This is a genomic window from Maribellus comscasis (assembly GCF_009762775.1).
In the GTDB taxonomy this organism is placed as follows: domain Bacteria; phylum Bacteroidota; class Bacteroidia; order Bacteroidales; family Prolixibacteraceae; genus Draconibacterium; species Draconibacterium comscasis.
The window spans coordinates 4,528,216-4,549,679 of record NZ_CP046401.1 but is presented as its reverse complement, the minus strand read 5'-3'; the positions used below and the strand labels follow the sequence as shown (position 1 = coordinate 4,549,679).

The window sequence follows — 21,464 nt, the reverse complement described above, 5'->3', positions numbered from 1 at the left end:
AAAAAAGCCTTGCTGTATTGCAAGGCTTTTTGTTTAGGTATTATTTGTTGTTATTTAAACTCAAATTTTGAACAATCTTTACCGGTTAATCCATTCTCGGTCGTCACTTCCCAAGTATTTCCTGAGCTCAGTAACTCATCTACATTTTTAATTTTTCTGGTTTGCTGAACAGTTTTAATCTGCGCCTCCATTTCAACATCATAAACCGGTGCAGATACACTCCTGATTACACCAAATGCTACCGGAAAATCAGGCAACTGCATATTAATTAACGCCATGTGTATGGTCGGATCCGGCTCATTCGCGTCATGTACAAGCACATCGTCCCTTGTCACACCATTTTCTCCAACTTTGGCCACTTTCAACTTTCCTTTATCGAAAATAATTCCCTTTTCATTTTCCTCACCAAAAAGCATGGGTTTTCCATGTTCAAGGATCAGCTGCCGATCGGCCCTGTGATTCGGATCTGTTATTGCATTGTGAATTCCATTATTAAAGATGACACAATTCTGAAGTACTTCAACTACCGAGGTACCTTTATGTTTTGCTGCACCGTCAAAAACTTCCTGGCTCAATTTAATATTACTATCAATGGAGCGCGCAAAGAATGTTCCTCTTGCTCCAATTACCAACTGTCCCGGCACAAATGGATCTTCAACAGTACCAAAAGGAGATGTTTTTGTTTTAACTCCACGATCTGATGTTGGAGAATATTGTCCTTTTGTCAAACCATAAATTCTGTTATTAAAAAGAACAAGATTTAGATCCATATTTCTGCGGATCAAATGGATAAAATGATTTCCCCCGATTGCCATTGCATCGCCATCGCCTGTTATTACCCAAACGCTTAAATCGGGATTTGCAGCTTTTACACCGGAGGCAACAGCTGCAGCACGCCCGTGAATAGTATGAAATCCGAACGTGCTCATATAATAGGGAAACCTGGAAGAACACCCGATACCGGAAATAACAGCAAACTTTTCACGCGGGATTCCCATTCCGGCCATAGTCCGTTGAACAGCATTCATAATTGCATAGTCACCACACCCCGGACACCAGCGAACTTCATTTTCGCTTTTAAAATCTTTTATGGTATATTTTAAATCTGTCATTTTTAATCCTCCAGTAATTTGTAAACGCTCTGTTTCAATTCATTCACAGTAAATGGTAAGCCTTTTACTTTATTGTTTTGGTGGTATTCAAATTGCGGCATTTTGTCCCGCAGATAGGAAGCAAACTGCCCAAGATTCAACTCACATACAATAATTTTTTTGAACTTACTGAATACATCAGCAGTATTCTTGGGAAGAGGTTTGATATAATTAAAATGAGCAAGGCTCACATTTTTACCTTCTTTTCTGAGTTCGCGAACTGTACTTATCATGTGCCCGTATGTTCCGCCCCAGGCAACAACCAAAACGTCTCCTTCATCGTCACCGCATGTTTCCAAATCCGGAACCATGTCTACCACTCTCTGAACTTTCTCTTCACGAATCTCAGTGTTTTTTTGATGGTTATCCGGATCATGACTTACAGTGCCTGTCTCATTCTTTTCCAGGCCACCAATTCTATGCTCAAAACCTGCCATTCCCGGGAAAGCCCATTCGCGGGCCAGGTTTTCAGAATCACGTTTGTAGGCCTGGAAACTCCCGGCGTCTTTTGCTACCCGTGGAGTAATCGACGGAAGTTCCGACATTTTTGGAATTCTCCATGGTTCACTTCCATTTCCCAAAAAACCATCGGTTAAAAGCAGAACCGGAACCATTCTTTCCAATGCAATTTTTGCTGCTTTAAAAGCGTACCAGAAACAATCGGAAGGAGTACTTGCGGCTAATACAACAACCGGACTTTCACCATTTCGCCCATACAAAGCCTGCATTAAATCAGACTGTTCTGTTTTGGTTGGAAGTCCGGTTGAAGGACCACCTCTTTGAACATTAACAATTACCAGCGGAAGCTCTGCCATAACTGCCAAACCGATGGCTTCCGATTTTAATGCGAGCCCCGGACCGGATGTAGTGGTCACAGCCAGGTCGCCGGCAAAAGAAGCTCCTATCGCCGATGTTATACCGGCAATTTCATCTTCCGCCTGAAATGTTTTTACACCTAAGTCTTTTCTTTCCGAGAGTGCCGATAAAATATCAGTTGCTGGAGTAATCGGATACGAGCCTAAAAACAGTTCCAGGCCCGATTTCTCAGCGGCAGCAAGCAGTCCCCAGGCTGTAGCATGGTTTCCGTTAATATTTCTGTATGTCCCTTTTTCAATATTTGCCGGATTTACCAGATAACTCGGAGTCATATGCTGCATGTTCATTCCGTAGTTGTAACCGTCATGCAACACCTTAACATTTGACTCAACCACAACTGGTTTCTTGGCAAATTTATTTTTGATAAACTCTTCGATGTAATCGAGCGGGCGATTAAACATCCAGCAAACCAAACCTAAAGCAAACATATTTTTGCTTCGTAAAACACTTTTGTTATCCAGACCAAAATCTTTTAATCCTTCTTTGGTTAAGCTCGAAATCGGAACCGGAATTTTAAAATAATCATCAAGGTTGCATTCTCCAAATGGATCGTCAGTTTTGAAATTCGCCTTATTTAGATTTTTCTCATTGAAAGCATCGGAATCATAAATTATGGTACCCCCGGGCTTCATAAATTTTGCATTGGCCTTAACTGCCGCCGGATTCATCGCGATCAAAACATGCGCATAATCGCCCGGAGTATTAATTTGCTTTTGTCCGAATTGTACCTGAAAACCTGACACCCCTCCAACCGTTCCCTGTGGAGCTCTGATTTCGGATGGATAGTCGGGAAAAGTCGAAATATCGTTTCCCAACAAAGCTGTAGCATCCGAAAACAACGTACCTGTAAGCTGCATTCCGTCACCTGAATCACCTGAAAATCGTATGGCGACTTCATCCAACTCAATTACTTTTGCATCCTTCATTTAATTATTCTTTATACATTAAAAACTTTAATTCAAAAGAAAAACGACCCCAAAATTAAAAGATTATAATTTCAGAATCGAATCCATAAATTTTTTATCACTAATTACGACAAACAAAAATAACCATTATTTAACAAGTTTGTAATGACATATTCAATTATTTAAAGGTTTTAATATATTTGAAACCAATTTAAAATTATTATAGATAGTGGCACTATTAAAGACTCTAAACGGTAAAACACCAGCAATTGGGAATGGTTGTTTTTTAGCAGAGACGGCAACAATTATAGGAGATGTTTCATTGGGAGATAATTGTAGTATCTGGTTTAATGCCGTACTGCGTGGGGATGTTCATTATATTAAAATAGGAAACAATACCAATGTACAGGATAACGCAGTAATACATGCTACATACAAAAAGTCACCAACCAATATCGGAAATAACGTAACCATTGCCCATGGAGCTATTGTTCATGGTTGCACAATAAAAGACAATGTTATGGTTGGTATGAATTCGGTAATTTTAGACGACGCAGTTGTTGAAAGTAATACAATTATTGCTGCAGGATCCGTTGTTACAAAGGGTACTGTTGTTGAGTCAGGTAGTGTTTACGCCGGAATTCCCGCTAAGAAAATAAAAGAAATCAGTGAAGATTTGCTTGAGGGAGAAATTAACCGCATAGCAAATTCTTACGGTATGTATGCCAGTTGGTACAAATAAATTCTCAGTAATTACATAATAACACTCAAATCTTTTAAAATAAAAAAGTTTGGAAAAGATATCTTTTTAAAAAAATTAAAAACTTTTTCAATAAACATTTTATTTTATCAAAAAGATTTCCTTCTTTCGTATGAGAAATTACTAAGCGAGATTTACCTGATAAAATAAAAAGATTATGAGCACAAAAACAACTGTCTCTGCTGAAAAGAAGCAGTCGTACCTTTTCCCTTTAATCATTGTCGGGATTATGTTTTTTGCCATTGGATTTGCTCTGGGAATCAACAGTTATCTGGTTCCCTTACTGAACAAAGCACTTCATATTTCATCGGGTCAGTCGTATTTGGTAATCGCAGCTACATTTTCTGCATTTCTAATTTTTAGCTATCCGGCTTCAATGCTTATCAAAAGAATTGGATACAAAAACACCATGGCCATATCCTTTCTGATGTTTGCATTGGGTTTCTACCTTTTTATTCCTTCTGCTAAATTAGAAAGTTTACCGCTTTTTTTGTTTGCTTCTTTTGTAAGTGGAATGGGAAATGCATTCCTTCAGGCATCGGTAAACCCGTATATTACCATTTTGGGGCCACTTGAAAGCGCTGCTAAACGAATGAGCATTATGGGAATTGCCAACAAACTGGCCTGGCCAATCTCTCCTGTTTTTTTGGCAATTGTAATTAACAAGAGCGTTGACGATGTAATGTTAACTGATATTAACCTGCCGTTTTACATTATTATTGGCATATTTATTCTCCTCGGACTGCTTGCCTATTTTTCAGGACTTCCTGAAGTAAAAGCAGCCGGAGAAGATTCTGACAGTGTTGAAGAAGCTCCTTATGCAGCTGGCAAAACTTCCATATTTCAGTTTCCGCACCTTATACTGGGCAGTATCACGCTCTTTCTTTACGTAGGTGTTGAAACAATTTCATTGGGAACCCTGGTAGATTATGCGGTAAGTTTGAACCTCCCAAATGCCGATCTTTATGCCTGGATTGCTCCTATCGGGATGACCATTGGATATCTTTGCGGCGTAATTTTTATCCCTAAATACCTGAGTCAGTCAAAAGCCCTTCTTATTAGCGCTGTAACTGCTCTTGCCGGTTCCTTTTTAGTTGTATTTACACCGGCCGCCATCTCCATTTGGTTTATCTTTTTGATGGCACTGGGTTGTTCTTTAATGTGGCCTGCATTATGGCCGCTGGCAATGGCCGACCTCGGTAAATTTACCAAAGCAGGTTCTTCGTTATTGGTAACCGCTATTGTTGGTGGTGCTGTTGTTCCAACACTTTATGGATTTCTGAAAGACGCTGTAGGAGCGCAAAATGCATACTGGATTGCTGTTCCATGCTTTCTTTTTATTTTTTACTATGCCATAAGCGGACATAAAATCAGAACATCTAATTAATAAAAAAACAATTTATGAAACCTACCTTATTGATACTTGCTGCAGGAATGGGAAGCCGTTTTGGTGGACTAAAACAGGTAGAACCTGTGGGGCCAAACGGCGAAGCAATTATTGATTATTCGATTTACGACGCTATAAAAGCTGGATTTGGCAAAGTTGTTTTTATTATTCGCGAAAGTTTTGCCGATGCTTTTAAAGAAAAATTTGACAAAAAACTGCAGGGAAAAATTCAGGTGGAATATGTTTACCAGGAACTCGACAACCTGCCGGAAGGATTTACTCTCCCGGAAGGACGTGAAAAGCCCTGGGGGACTGCACATGCCATCCTGGTTGCCAAAGACGCAGTAAAAGAACCATTTTGTGCGCTGAATGCCGACGATTTTTATGGCTACAATGCATACAAAGTAATGGCTGATTACCTTTCTGAATCAAAAAAAGAATCTGAATATTCAATGGTAGGATATCGTTTAAAAAATACTTTATCTGATTTCGGAACAGTATCGCGTGGAATTTGTGATGTTGATAGAGAAAAAAATCTTCAAAAGATTGTAGAAACAACTAAAATTCTAAAAAAAGGAAAAGAAATTGTTTCCGTTGAAGAAGGGGGCATCGAAAACCAATTAACAGGAAATGAAATAGTTTCGATGAATAACTGGGGGTTTAAACCTGCCATCTTTGATATTCTGGAAGAAAAATTTATCGATTTCCTGAAAACCGAAATTCACAAACCAAAATCAGAGATGTATATTCCGTCGGTAGTTTTTGAATTGATTCAGGAAAAAAAAGTTGAAGTACAAGTTTTAGAAGCAAATTCACCCTGGTTTGGAGTAACATACAAAGAAGACAAACCTTTTGTAGTTGAAAAAATCAGGGAATTAATTAACAAAGGTGAATATCCCGAAAAATTATTTTAGTCATGTCATATCCTCTTTTTGAAATCGCCTCACAATTTAGTATCAACGGAACTGTTGAGAACATTGAACCCTTTGGCAACGGGCACATTAACGATACGTTTAAAATAAGTATTAAAGAAACAGGACTGTCGGATTATATTCTTCAGCGTAAGAATCATTATGTTTTTAAAGACATTGCCGGAATGATGGAAAACATCATCAGGGTAACCGACCACATTCGTAAGAAATTGGAATCGCAGGGAGTTGGTGAAACCGATAAAAAAGTCATCACACATATTCAGACTAAAACAGGAGAATATTTTCTAAAAGATGTTGAAGGAAATTACTGGGCGGTATTTCTTTTTGTAGAAGGCAGTCAAAGTGTTGAGAAGATAGAAAATCCGGAACATGCATTTCTTGCCGGAAAAGGTTTTGGGCACTTTCAACAACAACTTGCCGATCTTCCCGGAAAACCTTTAAACGAAACAATTGTAGATTTTCATAATATTGAATTTCGTTACCGAAATTTCAGAAAAGCTCTGGAGGTTAATTTTCAGAACCGAATTTCGCTTACTCAAAAAGAGATTGATTTTGTTCTGGAACATGAGGAGGAGATGCACACACTAATCCGTGCACACAGAAACAATGAAATTCCTTCGCGAATAACACACAACGATACCAAGATCAACAATATTCTGTTTGACAAAGATGGTCAGATTCTTTGTGTGATTGACCTGGATACAGTAATGCCCGGATTGGTTCACTTCGACTTTGGAGATGCCATCAGAACCGCCGCCTGCACAACAGAGGAAGATGAAACTGACTTAGACAAAATTACTTTAGATCTGGAAATTTACAAATCGTTTGCCCGTGGTTTTCTTGATGAAACAAAATCATTCTTAACCGAAAAAGAAATTGAACTTCTGCCCCACTCAGCCAAATTTATGACTTTTATTATGGGGCTTCGCTTTTTAACTGATTATCTGGACGGTGATGTCTATTATAAAATTAAACACGCAGATCATAACATCGAACGCGCCCGGGCTCAATTCCGACTGGTCTCTGAAATTTCAAAAAAAGAAAATGAAATGAAAACAGTCATCAGGGAGATAGTTTAAAACCCTGATTTCTTTTATAAATGAATTGTGTAAGCCGACACTTCTTTTTCAAGAAACAAGGCTGCCTTTTCTTCAAAATTATTAGCTACCTCAGTAGTCTGAAATTCGATTGTTGCATTTTTGGATATTTTTGAATCAATTTCCGGATGACGTGCCAGATAATCGATCAGCTTCTCTGCAACAATTTCACCTTGTTCAAGAACACGAATTCCTTTGGAAACATATTTTTGAATAGAATTAATAAGCAATGGATAATGGGTACAACCTAAAATCAATGTGTCAATTTCCTTATCTTTAACGAGAATATTTTCAATATTCTTTTTAATAAAGTACTCCGCTCCTTCCGTCTCGATTTCGTTATTTTCTACAATGGGGACCCACATCGGACAGGCTTCCTGGACTGTTGATTTTACTTTGCCTCCCGACCATTTTTGCAATTCTATAGGGTAGGATTCAGAGGTAACTGTACCAACGGTTCCCAAAACCCCAACATGACCGTTCTTAGTGATCTCGGCTACTTTTTCGACACTGGGCCTGATAACCCCCAAAACTCTTCTTTCCGGTGCAATCTTGGGTAAATCAAGCTGCTGAATATTCCGAAGTGCTTTTGCTGAAGCTGTATTACACGCTATAATAATTAAGTGGCAATTTTGAGAAAACAGATATTTTACGGCTTCCAGGGTATATTCGTAAACCACCTTAAAAGATCGTGTTCCATAGGGATTACGAGCATTGTCTCCCAAATACAGAAAATCGTATTCAGGCAAGACCTTTACAATTTCTTTTAAAACTGTCAATCCACCGTAACCGGAATCAAAAATACCAATCGGAGCTCGCTTCATTCAGTTTATTTCAGTTATCTTTCTATTACAAGATTATAAGCATCATCGTAATATTTGCCAAGATTTGACCAATCGAAATGAAGCGACGCTTCTTCACACCGATACCGAAGGGCAATCCGTTCACGACGTGACATCTGCACAAAAGCAAACAATTTGTTGGCGAGGTCTTCAGCAACTTCATAAAAATCGCGGCCCCTGCGGTTGATTATATATAAACCTTTTGCGTCGTTGCCGGATACTTCTTTTACTACATAATCGCCAAATCCGGCCATATCGCTTGTTATCGAAGGCAATCCACTCGCCAGACACTCAAGCGGGGTGTATCCCCATGGTTCGTACATACTCGGGAATATTCCCAAATGACATCCGCGAACAAACTGGTTATAATCCATTTTAAACAAGGGATTTGAAGTGGAGATAAAATCAGGATGATAAACCACTTTAACTTTATCGTGCCGGTTATTAACGAGATTGGCAGTACGAAGAAAATTCAATATTTCATCTTTTGCATCATCGATTAAAGTATGAGTAACAATTTTAGGCAGCTGATGCGTCTTCCAACTTTGAACATTCCTTCTTAATTTCAAGCGAAGATAGTCATCAACCAGCGCACTTAAATCGGGGAACTGATAAGGTCCATCCGACGAAGTAATCTTTGTATACAACTGTTTACCTACCTGTTGTTTTATTTCTTCGCAAACCCCGCGAACGTCTTCTATTTGTGCTTTGGAATGCAAAACATCAGGATTAAATGTGTAAAACGGTCGTTTTGTTATAAAAAACGAAACAACTGTCATGTCTGAATTTGCCTGTTGCATTTTCCAGTTTAACCTGGCGAGGGCTTCCAATGTCAAATCGTATCCTTTGTTGTGATATTCATATCTTCCCGATGTAAAGAAATACAATGTTTTATCCAAATCGAAGGAGTAGCTTTGAAAAAAATGTCCCATTACAAAATCGTGAATCTGTTCCTTCACCTGAACATGTTGATTTTGTATTTGATGTAAGGCTTCAAAACGTCTTATATTTAATCCGTTGGGCAAAATCATATCAGGAGTTCGCCCCAGCAAGTGGGTACATTCTTTTCCTGTCACCTCACTTACCGTAGTAAAAACATGTGCACCATGAGCTGAAGCTCTTTCAATTTCAGCAATGGACTTAACATTAAATTTTGTTGCTTCTGCCTCCCAGTTGTAAAATGGCAAATGATCATAAAACCGGTGGTCATTCATCGCCAAATATCTCCCCAGAAGCGTTGCATGCGTCGTAAAAACAATTTTAATATTTAAATTCTCTTTTCTAATTCCGGGAATAGGTAGTCCCGCCATCCATTCGTGGAAGTGTGTAATTACAGGGCCTTCACAAAATTTGGTTGAACACAGATAATGAAAAAACTCTTTTACCTGGTAACCAAAAGCTGCTACTTTGTCAAGAAGCTCATCATTACCCGGCATTGATATATGAAAATCCTGCCACAGAAAATGTTTTATTTCGCCCAGTTTGTCGTAAACTGAATACGGGTTAAACAAAACTACATTGGGTCTTCCTGAAACTATCCACTGCCCGTAATAAACGTCAAAACCCCGCTCCTGCATTTTCAAAACAGCTTTACCTATTGGTGTAGAAAAATCGGTAGCAGGATCGAAATGAGCTGCGGCCTGTTCTGCGAAATAAGGCCCTACTAAAAAGTAGTTGTCTTTTCCCCATTTTTGAATTACAGACGGAACCTTTGAACGAATAACCGTGTAAATTCCTCCAACCTGATTACATACCTCCCAGGCAATTTCAAAAAGAATTGTCTTTTCAGGAACATTCAATGCAATATTTTCATTTATTCCTTTATCGGTAGAGTTCATAAGATCTTTAATTAGAATTCAGATTGACTAAATATAATTCTAAATCTGTTTCAATCCAATAATAGATGATTGTTTTCTAAATAAAAAAGCCACTTGTCTGAACTGACAAATGGCTTTTTTATATCAAATATTGTCTACTTATTCAATTCCTAATTTTTTCTTTACCAGTGGCAGTACGTCAATGCTTTGATTCGATTTATATATAACCGCATTAATATCAAAAACATAAATCAATCCCTGCTCCTTAGCTACTTCTTCCACAGCTTTTTGAGCTTTTTCAACAATTGGCTGAAACACTTCGGCATTTTTTTGCTGAATTTGCTGCTGAGCAGTCGCACGGTAATTTTCAATTCTTTGCTGTAAATCCTGAATCTCAGTTATTTTAGCATTTCTTTTTACTTCAGAAGCTTCTTCTCCCAACTGTTCGAACTCGGTATATTTCTGCTGCAGTTCAGTTTGCATTCCACCAAAAATTTCTTCTATATCAGCCTGAAAATCATTCATTTCCGTTTGAGCAGTTGTTCTTTCCGGCATAACCTGAACCAAAGCCTGCAAATCGATATGTCCGAATTTAAGTGTTTGCGCATTAATAGATGCTGTTGTACCCATCAACAGAATAACAGCAAAGAGTTTTAATAAATTTCTCATAGTCAATGTAGTATTAAATTTTTGGTCACAAATATAATTATTAATTATTTATATCCGAGTTTTTGCAGAACTTGATCACTAAGGTCGTACCGCGGATTTGTATAAAACAATGTAGTACCTCCTGCCTTATCAAAAACTGTTGCATAACTTCCTTCATTCGCAATTTCCTGAACGGCATTAAAAATGTCATCCTGGATTGGTTTTACGAGTCCCTGACGCTTTTTAAACAAGTCGCCATTGGGCCCGAAATACTTTGCCTGAAGCTGTTTGTAATCTTTTTCTTTTGTTATGATTACATCTTCGCGTTTGCGTTTCATATCTTCAGAAAGCAAAACACTCTCTGCCTGATAATCCTGATACATTTGTTCTATCTCGGCATGCATTGATTCCAATTCTTTTTGGTACTGAGACGACAATTGGTCGAGCTGTTCCTGCGCCGCTGTAAAAGCCGGAATATTTTCGAGTATATATTCAGAATCGATAAATGCATATTTCTGAGCAAAAGATATTCCTGCTACGATTAAAATTACAGCAAATGTTAAAACTACTTTTTTCATGGCATTCTTAATTTATATTAACTGAAATTCCATATATCATATTTTGTGCCAAATCATTAACCGCTAGAATTGCTGCCCGATAACAAAATGGAACTGACTGCCGTTCTCTCCTGTTACACCAGGCACATCGTCAAATCCGTATCCCCAGTCAATCCCCATCAATCCGAACATCGGAAGGTAAATACGTACACCAACACCTGCCGACCTGTAAAGTTTAAATGGGTTATAATTCTGGAAACTTGTATTTGCATTACCTCCTTCGAGGAAGGTTAAAGCATAAATCTGGGCATTCGGTTTCAAAGTAATCGGGTAGCGCATTTCCATTGTAAATTTGGAATACATTTTAGAACCATTACTCGGGCTTAAACTATAATCCTTGTATCCGCGTAAAGAAACATAATCAGTCCCGTAAATGTTATATCCCGACATTCCTGAACCACCCACAATAAATCCTTCAAACGGAGAAGGGATATTTTTATTATAATAACCCAGAAATCCCATTTCGAAAGCAGTACGCAAAATCAATTTACTGTCTTTTGATAATGGATTATACATCTGTCCCTTAAACAACCACTTGTGATATTCAATCCATTTATATTTTTCATCGTTGCTAATATCGGCCGAACTATAATCTTTCCCTGAAAACACACTAAACGGAGGTGTTAATTTCAAAGACAACGAAAAATTAGAACCGTTACGGGGATAAATCGGAGCATCGACAGAGTTTCGACCAAATACAGTTTTAAAACTCAGGTTGTTAAATGTTCCGTTTACATCTCCATTTTCATCGGCCAAGAAATAGAAATAACTTCCCATATTCTGTAACCTGTAGTGTTCCATCGAAACTTCGTGATAAACCGTAAAATAATCGTCAGGCCACGACAATCTGTATCCGTATCCCAAGGCTAAGGCAGTGGTTTCCCAAATCTGATCGTCAGAACTGTCACCATCGTCTTCTGATTCGTAGTTATATTGATAACCATAATTTCCATAACCGTAACCATAACCATAAGGAGAATATCCATAGCCGCCATAACTGTACGGAGAATATCCATATCCGTAAGGAGAATAACCTCCATAGCCGTAGGGAGAATAACCTCCATAGCCATAAGGGGAATAGCCACCGTATGAATTATAATTATTGTAGTACTTATTTGCACTATAATTAATTCTTGAATGAGATAATGAAAGAGAGAACGAATTTGGCTTTTTACCTCCCAGCCATGGCTCGATAAACGATAAACTAATTGTTCGGTAATAGCGACCACTGGTTTGGTAACGAAGGCTCAATGTCTGTCCGTCTCCTGTAGGCAAGGGCCTCCATGCTTCGCGGTTAAAAATATTACGAACGGAAAAATTAGCAAATTTTAAGCCTACTGATCCCACAAACATTCCGGCTCCCCAACCACCTGAAAGTTCGATTTGGTCGTTGGCTTTTTCCTGTAACTGATATTCAATATCTACTGTTCCTTCTTCCGGGTGCGGTCGGACATCGGGATTTATCGTTTCCGGGTCGAAGTGCCCCAGTTGTGCCAATTCCCTGTATGATCGCATTAACAATGTTTTACTAAACAAATCCCCGGGATATGTCCGCAACTCACGACGAGCAACATGCTCATGTGTTTTTGTGTTTCCGGTAATAAGGACTTTGTTTATGGTAGCCTGTTTCCCTTCATAAATCCTCATCTCATAATCGATTGAATCATTCTCAATATTGACTTCAACCGGATCCAGATTAAAAAACAGGTATCCTTTATCCAGGTACAAATTGTTTAATCCCTCGTCGTTATCAAACAAGCGCTTATCCAAAATTTTCTGATTAAATACGTCACCTCTTTTTATCCCGAGGGCCGCACTCAAATAGTCAGACGGATAAATCGTGTTCCCAACCCATCTGATGTCACCAAAGTAATATTTATCTCCTTCCTCAACATCGATATCAATATCTACCCTGGGTTTATCCTTCTTACCCACTTCTACCTGTTTGACTGTGTCGTCAACGATTACAGCATCGCGGTAGCCTTTTTCGTTGTATTTATCAACCAGGGCAATTTTATCTTTTCTGTACTCTTCCCTGAGAAACTTTTTGGTGCGGAAAAAATTTCGCCAACTTCTTTCATTGGTCTTTTTCATTGCCCGCTCCAATACAACATCGGTTAAAGCTTCATTGCCTTCGATATCAATATTATTGACTTTTACTTTTTCTTTCTTATCGATATAGATGTCAAGAATAATACTGTTATTTTGCGTCGTATCGTCTCGTTGAACAATATTAACCTCGGTATTCAAAAAGCCTTTTTCAGTAAAAATACCTTTAATGGTTCGCTCAGCACTATTTACCTGATGATCGGTAACCTGACTGCCTTTTAAAAGGAGAACCTTTTCAATTATATCGTCTTTTTCTGATTTTGAAACTCCGTAAAAATTAACATCTGCAAGTCGCGGTCTTTCCTGCAGGTAAATATCAAGCCACATCTGGTTATCGACAACTTTTGTAGCTGATATCTGAACGTCTGAAAACAGCCCTTGCTGCCACAATTTTTTTATCGCTGTAGTAATTGCCTCTCCCGGCACTTCTATTTCGTCCCCAACCGATAATCCTGATAATTGCACCAAAACTGTTTTATCCAGATACCGAATACCTGAAATCTTTATATCGGCAATGGTGTATTGTCTTGGGCTGGAATAATAAATTGAGAAATTGGTACTGTCGGCTACCTGTGCATACACATTAGGCAGAGTAAAAAGCATTAAAAACAGTACGATTACAAATGGCTTTCGCATTCTAAACATATATTAATTAGCTATTTAACTGTTCACTTATTTTTCCAAATCGTCTCTCTCTGTTCTGATAATTGTAAATGGCTTCATACAAATCTTCTTCCCCAAAATCGGGCCATAACTTATTTGTAAAATACAATTCAGTATAAACAATCTGCCAAAGCAAAAAATTACTGATTCGTTGTTCGCCACTTGTGCGAATTAAAAGTTCAGGATCAGGATAATCTGCTGTCGCAAGATATTTTCGGAACAGTTTTTCATTAATATCTTCCGGAATTACTTTTCGGTCTTTGGAATCTTGTACAATGTTTTTAACTGCTTCAAGAATTTCCCAGTGAGAACTGTAACTTAACGCAAGGATCAATCGTAATCCCGTGTTCGATCCCAGCGTATCAATACAATTGTTTAATTTTTTTCGAACCCTTTTTGGCATTTTTGAAATATCTCCAATTACACCAAGGCTTACATTGTTTTTCATTAATGATTCAGTTTCTGCTTCAACGGTTTGGACTAATAGTGTCATTAATGCATCAACTTCATACTTCGGGCGTTCCCAGTTTTCGGTAGAAAAGGCATACAAAGTAAGGAATTTTACTCCGATTTTACCTGCAGCTTCAACGGTAATACGGACGGCATCAACACCTTTCTCGTGACCAAAAATCCGGGATATTCCCTGCTTTTTTGCCCACCGGCCATTTCCATCCATGATAATTGCTACATGTCTCGGAATATTGTTTCTATTTAACCTATCTCTGAACGATTCCATTATCTGTAAATCTTATCGTATGCAGGGCATGCTTCTTTACCCAAATATATCTTGTATGTTAAATGAACCCCCAGATAACCTGACCAATCGTTATTATGTAAAAAATCACTATACACTGTTTCCTTACCCTCATTATTTATAAAAGCGAGCGGGTCGTCAAGATTATCCAGTTTATCAACAAAATGTTTTCTCATTAAATATTCTATTCCAATTCCTAGTCGTTCTCCCAAATGTGTCTTTACTCCCATTCCGAACGGCAGCGACAATGCCACTGTCGATTCGTTAATTACCGTCATCCCTTTATTGTGGTTCTGATTGAATGCGTAAATCAATGCAGGATCCACTTCATAGGGAAAATACATTACACCAATTCCACCTAAAATATATGGAGAGAACGGCGTTTTTTTATCCCCAACCCTGTATTTTAGAAAATTAATCTCAGCCTGAATAGAGATATCCTGCACACCTTTTTTAAACTCCCACGGTGTTTCTTCAATTGAACCCTCTGCTCCGATATTGCCCGTTAAAAACATAGCACGCAGGCCAACTCTTGGGTTGAAATTATATCTAAAAAATGCTCCAAAATTTGGTTTGAACGATTGAAATGGAGTAACATCTTTTACATCTCCAATGTAGGTTGATGTTCCACCCCAAATCCCTATGTCAGCTGTTTTTTGTGCAAAACCTGAAACAGCTATCAAAACTGTTGCTGCAATTCCCAATACTATCTTTTTCATTTGGTCTACGTAATTGTTTTTTATTACAATAGTTTCAGGCATAAACAAAATTCAAATATTCATAAAAAAGCAGGAATAAAACCGGACAAAATTGTATGTTTCCAGACGTCAAAATCAATCAAAAAAACACAAGAACCGAGCCCCGAAAACCCCTCACAACCAATTGAATATCAATGAACTAAAGCCGAATTCCTTTTGCACTCTACAGCTTTCAAGAGGTACAAAAGTAATATAATTCTAAAAATAACATACCTGAATGTTATTATAAAACCCAAAGAAAGATTAAAAATTGTTAAGCCTGAAGATTTTAATTGCGTTTATCAACCCCCCACATAAGCTTGTTTCGCAATGTTTTAAAGAAAGTCAGTTCGGGAAGTTGTAATGTTTTAAGTTTAAAATTGGCTTTCTTTACCGTAATTGTTGTTGAAAACTCTACAGGTACCGATCTAAAATCGAGAGATGTAAGATAATTGGTTCCTCTTCCATCCACTTTTAACCTTATATTGTAGTTGTCGGGAACTACCAGCGGACGAATTGTCAGGTTATGCGGGGCAAGTGGTGTTATTACAAAATTTTCGGAATCGGGTGTAAGAATAGGGCCTCCAACACTTAAAGAATAGGCTGTTGATCCCGTAGGAGTAGCTATAATCAGTCCATCCGCCCAATAATTGTTTAACAACTCCTTATCAAGATAAGCAGAAATATTAATCATAGATGAAGTGTCGGTTTTTAGAACAGTAATTTCATTTAGTGCGAAGTTAAAATCCAGATTTTCACGTCCCTGAAATTCAACCTGAAGCATAGAACGTTCGACCACCGAAAAGTTGCGATTGAATATTTCAGTTAATGCGTCGTTCATATGTTCCTGCGAAATATCGGCTAAATATCCTAAACGTCCGCTGTTAACTCCGACTACAGGAATATCAAAATTCCGAATATTTACCACCGAATGTAAAAATGTTCCGTCACCTCCAACGCTAAATATAAACTCGTTGGTTTCATCAAAATCGATATATGAATGAAAAAAAGAGTTATAGTAGGGCGTAACATTAATCTCTTCAACTAAAAACGAATAAAAGGGTTTATACAATTGAACCTCAATCTTATTTGTTTTTAAAAACGTAAAGAATTCACGGATAACAGATACAAACTCATTAGAAACCGAAGTACCGTAAACAGCAACTTTCATTTGAATTGAATCATTTAAATGTTCATAAATTTCATGAATTGATCAAAACGATCTTTATATAAATCGTTTAACATGGTGTGGTCGAGGTAAACCGCCTTAACATTGTAATCATATCTCATAAATGCCTGAATCAACGGCGACAAATCTTCTTTATCGAGTTTCAGAATGACATCCAGATTGGAAGTTCCCGGTTCCCGATTCAGAAACATACTTAAAATTTTAACATCGTTGCTTTCAACAATCTGACTTATATGAGCCAAAGAGTAATCGTTTATATTCATTTCGAGAGTAATAACCCCGCCTATCTCCTGCAATGAAAATAAACGGGCAAATCTTCTGGCTAAATCGTATAATGTTATTGCACCCAAATAATAATGCTCGGTATCAAGAACAGCAATTACACTTAACTTGAGTTTGTACATTAAAATAGCCACTTCAAAAATGTGCTGTTCTTTGTGCACATGAGTCGTATTCAGTTTCTCTATTTCCGTTTCGATTGGTTTATCGATCAAATCCAAATCGTAAATCATTTTATCTGAAACCAATCCCACATAATTTGAATTGTTAACTACAGGAATATGTGAAACCCTGTATACATCCATACAACTCAATGCTTTTTGTCCTTTTTCAGAACTGGCTATGGAAGGCACTACATCCGATATTAAACTCTCTGCCAGCAATTCTTTACTTTTTTAATTTAACGTTTCAAATTGAAAATTGTAACTTGCGTCGTTAATATTTCTATTTAAAATGACAAGACTTAGTGTAAATATAAACAAAATAGCAACACTACGAAACTCCCGGGGTGGAGCGGTACCCAGTGTAAAAGATGCCACCACAAACTGTCAAAAATTTGGTGCACAAGGAATTACAATTCATCCCCGGCCAGACGAAAGACACATTACACGAAAAGATGTATATGAAATAAAACCTTTAATAACCACTGAGTTTAACATAGAAGGTTACCCGAGTAAAGAATTTCTGCAAATGGTTATTGAAGTCCGTGCCGACCAGGTTACTTTGGTTCCTGACACACATTACCAGCTAACCAGCGACCACGGATGGGATACATGGAAAAATCTGGGCTTTCTGCAAGATGTTATTTCTGAATTAAAAGAAAACGGTATCAGAACTTCCATATTTGTAGATGCTAATCCTTCGATGATTGAAGGTGCCGCAGAAACAAAAACAGACAGAATAGAATTGTATACCGAACCTTATGCATCGTTATACCCCATCAACCGAAGTAAAGCAATTGAACCGTTTGTTGAGGCTGCGAAAGTTGCCGATTCGCTGGAAATAGACGTAAATGCGGGACACGATCTAAGTCTTGAAAATCTGAATTACATGTTCAAACATATTCCAAATCTCAAAGAAGTTTCTATCGGACATGCGTTGATTGCAGATGCACTCTATCTTGGACTTGAAACTACCATTCAGAAATACCTGGAATGTTTGAAATAAAATTATCCCAAACAATTTTAAAAGTTTGAAGTTGATTAACAAAAGAACTTATATCGTATAAAAAGCATCACTATTTTATGGACTTATTTTATCGGAAAGAAGGAAAGGGAGCGCCTTTGGTCATTATTCACGGTTTGTACGGCTCATCCGACAACTGGTTAAATATTGGAAAAAGACTGGCTGAAAGATACACCGTTTATCTGATAGACCAGCGCAATCATGGCCGTTCTCCGTTTTCCGACGAACATACTTTTGATTCCATGAAAGAAGATTTAAATCTGTTTTTTGAAAAACACGGTATCGAAAAAGCAACACTTCTGGGTCACAGTATGGGAGGAAAAACAGCCATGTGGTTTGCAGCCGACTATCCTGAAAAAATAGAAAAATTAGTAATTGCAGATATTGCTCCAAAAGACTACATGCAGTTAAAAGAAGATAGTCAGTTTTATCTCCATCAGAATATTTTACTGGCTATGCAAGACATCGATTTTAATGAAATAGAAATAAGAAACGATGTAGAGGAGCGACTGGCAGAGAAAATCGATGACCAAAGAATCAGGCAATTCCTGCTAAAAAATGTTGCGAAAGATAAAAAAACCAAACGTTACAAGTGGCGAATTAATGTTGAAGTTTTGTATGAAAACCTAGATGAAATTGTCAGTGGTGTAAATAAAAGTTGGCTCGAAGACAGGATTCCAATAACCAGTTACCCTGTCATTTTTATTCGCGGAATGAAATCGAGATATATTTTGCCTGAAGATGAAAAACTCATCAAGGAAATTTATCCGGAAGCAACCATCGTTGATATTTCTGATGCAGGGCACTGGCTTCATGCCGAGCAACCTGAAAAATTTATGAAAGCCGTGATGTTGTGTTGTTAAAACAATTGGGATATACTGCAAAACAAAAAAACTTCACCGGTTATAAATTTTGGTAATCGCTTTCAAAAATTCAATTTGTCTGGTTTTTAACTGTTTCCACCGAAAGCGCCAGCCCCAGTTTCCACTGGCTGTTCCGGGAGTATTCATTCTCGCTTTCGCCGCCAGTTGAAGGATATCCTGAAAAGGAACAATTGCAGTGTCGGCCGTAGAAGCCCATGTCATTTCAATCGTATTTTTCACTGCCTCTTTGCCGGTTCCTCCCAAATACAGTTTCACAAGCTTTTTTTCATTCCCTTTTAAAGCTTTTAACCAACCCAGCGTCGTATTGTTGTCATGCGTTCCGGTGTACACCACAAAGTTTTGAGTGTAGTTGTGTGGAAGATATTCGTTTGTAGCGTCTGAGCGGAAAGCAAACTGCAGAACTTTCATTCCGGGTAATCCAAAATCAAGCCGCATTTTTTCCACTTCAGCTGTAATAAGCCCCAAATCCTCAGCTATCAGCGGCAAATGGCCAATCTGGTCATTAAACTTTGACAGCATTTCGTAACCTTTGGCAGGGAGCCACTTGCCATTTCTTGCCGTTTTTTCGCTTGCCGGTACCGCCCAAAATGATTCCAACCCTCTAAAATGATCTATCCGGATTTCATCAAATAAATTCAGGTTAAAATGCAAACGGGCCATCCACCAATCATAATCACGTTCTTGTATACGTTTCCAGTCAAAAACCGGATTTCCCCACAACTGTCCGTCTTCGCTAAAATAATCGGGAGGAACGCCTCCAACTTGTTTGGGCCTTAATTTTTTATCCAAAATAAATATATCAGTATTTGTCCAAACATCAGAACTATCGGTTGAAACATATAAGGGCATATCGCCAATTATTTTGACACCTTTTGAATTGGCATACTTTTTTAATACAAACCATTGTCTGAAAAACTGAAATTGTGCAAACTTCCAAAAATTTACATCAGATTCAAGCTTTGTCTGGAACTTATGAATCCCCACCGGTGTTCTGAATTTTAATTCATCAGGCCAGGTTGTCCATTGTTCACCCTTAAAATGGCTTCTGGCCGACATAAAAAGAGCAAAATCCTTTAGCCACCAACTGTGTTCCTTTAAAAAAGTCTGGTATTCGCTGTGAAACTCACCATAATTATTTGCCTGGAATTTCCGGAATGCTTTATGTAACAACGGCGATTTCCATTTTTCAACATCTGCGAAGTCCACTTCGCCGGAATTAAAACGGGGACTGTTTTTAACATCATTTTTATCCAGCAAACCTTCATCTGCTAGTTTCTTTAAATTAATCAAAAGAATATTTCCCGCAAAAGCCGAGTAACACTGATAAGGTGAATTTCCATACCCCACTGGCCCAAGAGGCAAAATCTGCCATATTTTCTGACCGGCTTCCGCCAATAAATCAACAAAACCAAATGCTTCTTCTCCAAAAGTTCCGATTCCTTCGCTGCCGGGTAACGACGTCACATGCAGCAAAATTCCACTTCTACGCTCCCCCATTTTTATATTTATTTCTAAATTCGTTCAAATGATCGGCGGTCTCTCTGACAATACGCTGGACAGCAAGCCCATGGTTTAAATCCGGAATAAAAGTCGGCTCATCATCTCCGGTAAAAAAGCAATAGTGAGCATGAACCATGGAACGAAGCCACCCCGGCGGAACATGCCCGGAAGGAAAACTGGTTACCGGTTTGTAATTGCTGCCCACCATTTGTTTTACCCACTGATTACTTCCTTCTTCATAATATTCATAGTATTCCGATTGTTTTGAAGAATATTTTAATGCTCCTTTTTCAGCATAAATTTCAAGATGCACCAAATCGCCGGTCCCGGAACTGATACGGCTTGCCGACATATTTCCCACGGCGCCGGTTTCAGGCTCTACCATTGAAAGTGAGCTAAATAAATCAGACCCAGCCGGAACATCATTAAAATTCCCCCCTTGTAAAGCACCGGTAATCTGAAGCTCTTCCCCCATAAAAGCCATCAACAAACTAATACCGTGTGACCCCAAATCGGCCATGGCACCGCCATCGGGTGCCGGTGTTAAACGGGTAACACGCTTTTCGCGATACGACGACTGTAAATAATCACCATGATAATATTTTAAATCGAAATGAATGGGTTTCCCTAATTTTCCCGATTTCCAGAATTTCAATGCTTCGCGAACCGACGAAGTTTGCAAGTATTGAAACCCGACCTGAATTTTTACGTTCCCGCCAAACTCATTCAAAAGTCTTTTCATTTCCTCTTCTTCCTGCACTGAAGAGCAAACCGGCTTTTCGAGGTAAATATATTTTACATTTGGCATTTGCAGGGCCTGTTGAAAATGTTCAAAATGAACCTTATTGGGCCCTAAAATAAAAACGGCATCTATATTTTTGTTTTTGGTGAATTCCGTTACCGACTCAGCTTTTGAAAAACCAAACTTTTGAGCAAAACTTTCCCGGCTTTCTTTACGCGCCGACGCTACCGATTCAAAGATTAATTCAGGAACTTCGCTGTAATAATATTTTAAAGCCTGGATGGAATAGGCGTGCGCTCTCGCAATTCCACCGGCTCCCAGAAATCCAATATGTATTTTTTGCATAAAACCTATTTTCAAATTCCTTCCAAAAATAATGATTTGAAATCA

Annotated in this window: 19 protein-coding genes; 6 read left to right on the top strand and 13 right to left on the bottom strand. The window is 38.2% G+C overall.

Annotated features, from left to right (window positions below; genetic code table 11):
• Positions 1 to 50: 50 nt before the first annotated feature.
• Both GM418_RS18065 and GM418_RS18060 read right to left on the bottom strand, forming a co-directional pair.
• Positions 51 to 1,112, bottom strand: a complete 1,062-nt coding sequence (locus tag GM418_RS18065) for a 2-oxoacid:ferredoxin oxidoreductase subunit beta (RefSeq protein ID WP_158868647.1) — start codon at positions 1,110 to 1,112, stop codon at positions 51 to 53.
• Positions 1,113 to 1,114: 2 nt separating this feature from the next.
• Positions 1,115 to 2,953: a 2-oxoacid:acceptor oxidoreductase subunit alpha gene (locus GM418_RS18060; RefSeq protein WP_158868646.1), complete on the bottom strand. Its 1,839-nt coding sequence runs from the start codon at positions 2,951 to 2,953 to the stop codon at positions 1,115 to 1,117.
• 208 nt (positions 2,954 to 3,161) lie between these two features.
• Between GM418_RS18060 and GM418_RS18055 the strand changes: the two genes are divergently transcribed.
• The 4 genes from GM418_RS18055 (at position 3,162) to GM418_RS18040 (ending at position 7,090) form a co-directional block, all read left to right on the top strand.
• Positions 3,162 to 3,674, top strand: a complete 513-nt coding sequence (locus GM418_RS18055; RefSeq protein WP_158868645.1) for a gamma carbonic anhydrase family protein — start codon at positions 3,162 to 3,164, stop codon at positions 3,672 to 3,674.
• 175 nt (positions 3,675 to 3,849) lie between these two features.
• Positions 3,850 to 5,079, top strand: coding sequence for a glucose/galactose MFS transporter (gluP, locus tag GM418_RS18050; protein ID WP_217447512.1), 1,230 nt, complete (start codon positions 3,850 to 3,852; stop codon positions 5,077 to 5,079).
• 14 nt (positions 5,080 to 5,093) lie between these two features.
• Positions 5,094 to 5,993: a nucleotidyltransferase family protein gene (locus tag GM418_RS18045; protein ID WP_158868644.1), complete on the top strand. Its 900-nt coding sequence runs from the start codon at positions 5,094 to 5,096 to the stop codon at positions 5,991 to 5,993.
• Between the two features lie 2 nt (positions 5,994 to 5,995).
• Positions 5,996 to 7,090, top strand: a complete 1,095-nt coding sequence (locus GM418_RS18040; protein WP_158868643.1) for a phosphotransferase enzyme family protein — start codon at positions 5,996 to 5,998, stop codon at positions 7,088 to 7,090.
• A 14-nt stretch (positions 7,091 to 7,104) separates the two neighbouring features.
• On the opposite strand, the gene murI is transcribed toward GM418_RS18040, so the two are convergent.
• The 9 genes from murI to GM418_RS17995 form a co-directional block, all read right to left on the bottom strand.
• The gene (murI, locus tag GM418_RS18035; protein ID WP_158868642.1) at positions 7,105 to 7,932 is read right to left on the bottom strand and encodes a glutamate racemase; all 828 of its coding nucleotides are present in this window, start codon (positions 7,930 to 7,932) and stop codon (positions 7,105 to 7,107) included.
• A gap of 14 nt (positions 7,933 to 7,946) precedes the next feature.
• Entirely contained in the window at positions 7,947 to 9,788 is a 1,842-nt protein-coding gene (locus tag GM418_RS18030) for a glycosyltransferase (protein WP_158868641.1), read from the bottom strand.
• A gap of 138 nt (positions 9,789 to 9,926) precedes the next feature.
• Positions 9,927 to 10,436 carry an OmpH/Skp family outer membrane protein gene (locus tag GM418_RS18025; RefSeq protein WP_158868640.1) on the bottom strand — a complete coding sequence of 170 codons (510 nt, stop codon included), beginning with the start codon at positions 10,434 to 10,436 and terminating at the stop codon, positions 9,927 to 9,929.
• 44 nt (positions 10,437 to 10,480) lie between these two features.
• Positions 10,481 to 10,993: an OmpH/Skp family outer membrane protein gene (locus tag GM418_RS18020; RefSeq protein ID WP_158868639.1), complete on the bottom strand. Its 513-nt coding sequence runs from the start codon at positions 10,991 to 10,993 to the stop codon at positions 10,481 to 10,483.
• Between the two features lie 63 nt (positions 10,994 to 11,056).
• Positions 11,057 to 13,777, bottom strand: coding sequence for an outer membrane protein assembly factor BamA (bamA, locus tag GM418_RS18015; RefSeq protein ID WP_158868638.1), 2,721 nt, complete (start codon positions 13,775 to 13,777; stop codon positions 11,057 to 11,059).
• Between the two features lie 16 nt (positions 13,778 to 13,793).
• Complete coding sequence (uppS, locus tag GM418_RS18010; protein ID WP_158868637.1) at positions 13,794 to 14,540, bottom strand: undecaprenyl pyrophosphate synthase; 747 nt, start codon at positions 14,538 to 14,540, stop codon at positions 13,794 to 13,796.
• Positions 14,540 to 15,277 carry a type IX secretion system protein PorG gene (porG, locus tag GM418_RS18005; protein WP_158868636.1) on the bottom strand — a complete coding sequence of 246 codons (738 nt, stop codon included), beginning with the start codon at positions 15,275 to 15,277 and terminating at the stop codon, positions 14,540 to 14,542. Before porG ends, uppS begins: the two co-directional genes overlap by 1 nt.
• Positions 15,278 to 15,584: 307 nt before the next feature.
• The gene (locus GM418_RS18000; protein ID WP_158868635.1) at positions 15,585 to 16,466 is read right to left on the bottom strand and encodes an NAD kinase; all 882 of its coding nucleotides are present in this window, start codon (positions 16,464 to 16,466) and stop codon (positions 15,585 to 15,587) included.
• A 14-nt stretch (positions 16,467 to 16,480) separates the two neighbouring features.
• Positions 16,481 to 17,146, bottom strand: coding sequence for a CBS domain-containing protein (locus GM418_RS17995; protein WP_158868634.1), 666 nt, complete (start codon positions 17,144 to 17,146; stop codon positions 16,481 to 16,483).
• A 70-nt stretch (positions 17,147 to 17,216) separates the two neighbouring features.
• Here GM418_RS17995 and GM418_RS17990 point away from each other — a divergent pair, with 70 nt between their 5' ends.
• Together GM418_RS17990 and GM418_RS17985 are read left to right on the top strand one after the other, a co-directional pair.
• A complete protein-coding gene (locus GM418_RS17990) occupies positions 17,217 to 17,930 on the top strand; it encodes a pyridoxine 5'-phosphate synthase (protein WP_158868633.1) in 714 nt (237 codons plus the stop codon).
• 77 nt (positions 17,931 to 18,007) lie between these two features.
• On the top strand, positions 18,008 to 18,811 hold the full coding sequence (locus GM418_RS17985) for an alpha/beta fold hydrolase (RefSeq protein ID WP_158868632.1): 804 nt from the start codon (positions 18,008 to 18,010) through the stop codon (positions 18,809 to 18,811).
• 33 nt (positions 18,812 to 18,844) lie between these two features.
• Here GM418_RS17985 and malQ read toward each other — a convergent pair whose 3' ends face one another.
• On the bottom strand, positions 18,845 to 20,329 hold the full coding sequence (gene malQ, locus GM418_RS17980; RefSeq protein WP_158868631.1) for a 4-alpha-glucanotransferase: 1,485 nt from the start codon (positions 20,327 to 20,329) through the stop codon (positions 18,845 to 18,847).
• Positions 20,316 to 21,419: a Gfo/Idh/MocA family protein gene (locus tag GM418_RS17975; RefSeq protein ID WP_158868630.1), complete on the bottom strand. Its 1,104-nt coding sequence runs from the start codon at positions 21,417 to 21,419 to the stop codon at positions 20,316 to 20,318. Before GM418_RS17975 ends, malQ begins: the two co-directional genes overlap by 14 nt.
• Positions 21,420 to 21,464 lie beyond the last annotated feature (45 nt).

What these genes read in the sequence shown, in the direction of transcription:
- GM418_RS18030 (WP_158868641.1), bottom strand. Translation starts at nt 9,788, where the DNA reads ATGAACTCTACCGATAAAGGAATAAATGAAAATATTGCATTGAATGTT.
- murI (WP_158868642.1), bottom strand. Translation starts at nt 7,932, where the DNA reads ATGAAGCGAGCTCCGATTGGTATTTTTGATTCCGGTTACGGTGGATTG.
- GM418_RS17985 (WP_158868632.1), top strand. Translation starts at nt 18,008, where the DNA reads ATGGACTTATTTTATCGGAAAGAAGGAAAGGGAGCGCCTTTGGTCATT.
- GM418_RS18045 (WP_158868644.1), top strand. Translation starts at nt 5,094, where the DNA reads ATGAAACCTACCTTATTGATACTTGCTGCAGGAATGGGAAGCCGTTTT.
- GM418_RS18025 (WP_158868640.1), bottom strand. Translation starts at nt 10,436, where the DNA reads ATGAGAAATTTATTAAAACTCTTTGCTGTTATTCTGTTGATGGGTACA.
- malQ (WP_158868631.1), bottom strand. Translation starts at nt 20,329, where the DNA reads ATGGGGGAGCGTAGAAGTGGAATTTTGCTGCATGTGACGTCGTTACCC.
- GM418_RS18040 (WP_158868643.1), top strand. Translation starts at nt 5,996, where the DNA reads ATGTCATATCCTCTTTTTGAAATCGCCTCACAATTTAGTATCAACGGA.
- bamA (WP_158868638.1), bottom strand. Translation starts at nt 13,777, where the DNA reads ATGCGAAAGCCATTTGTAATCGTACTGTTTTTAATGCTTTTTACTCTG.
- uppS (WP_158868637.1), bottom strand. Translation starts at nt 14,540, where the DNA reads ATGGAATCGTTCAGAGATAGGTTAAATAGAAACAATATTCCGAGACAT.
- GM418_RS18060 (WP_158868646.1), bottom strand. Translation starts at nt 2,953, where the DNA reads ATGAAGGATGCAAAAGTAATTGAGTTGGATGAAGTCGCCATACGATTT.
- GM418_RS17975 (WP_158868630.1), bottom strand. Translation starts at nt 21,419, where the DNA reads ATGCAAAAAATACATATTGGATTTCTGGGAGCCGGTGGAATTGCGAGA.
- gluP (WP_217447512.1), top strand. Translation starts at nt 3,850, where the DNA reads ATGAGCACAAAAACAACTGTCTCTGCTGAAAAGAAGCAGTCGTACCTT.
- GM418_RS17990 (WP_158868633.1), top strand. Translation starts at nt 17,217, where the DNA reads ATGACAAGACTTAGTGTAAATATAAACAAAATAGCAACACTACGAAAC.
- GM418_RS18020 (WP_158868639.1), bottom strand. Translation starts at nt 10,993, where the DNA reads ATGAAAAAAGTAGTTTTAACATTTGCTGTAATTTTAATCGTAGCAGGA.
- GM418_RS18000 (WP_158868635.1), bottom strand. Translation starts at nt 16,466, where the DNA reads ATGAAAGTTGCTGTTTACGGTACTTCGGTTTCTAATGAGTTTGTATCT.
- porG (WP_158868636.1), bottom strand. Translation starts at nt 15,277, where the DNA reads ATGAAAAAGATAGTATTGGGAATTGCAGCAACAGTTTTGATAGCTGTT.
- GM418_RS18065 (WP_158868647.1), bottom strand. Translation starts at nt 1,112, where the DNA reads ATGACAGATTTAAAATATACCATAAAAGATTTTAAAAGCGAAAATGAA.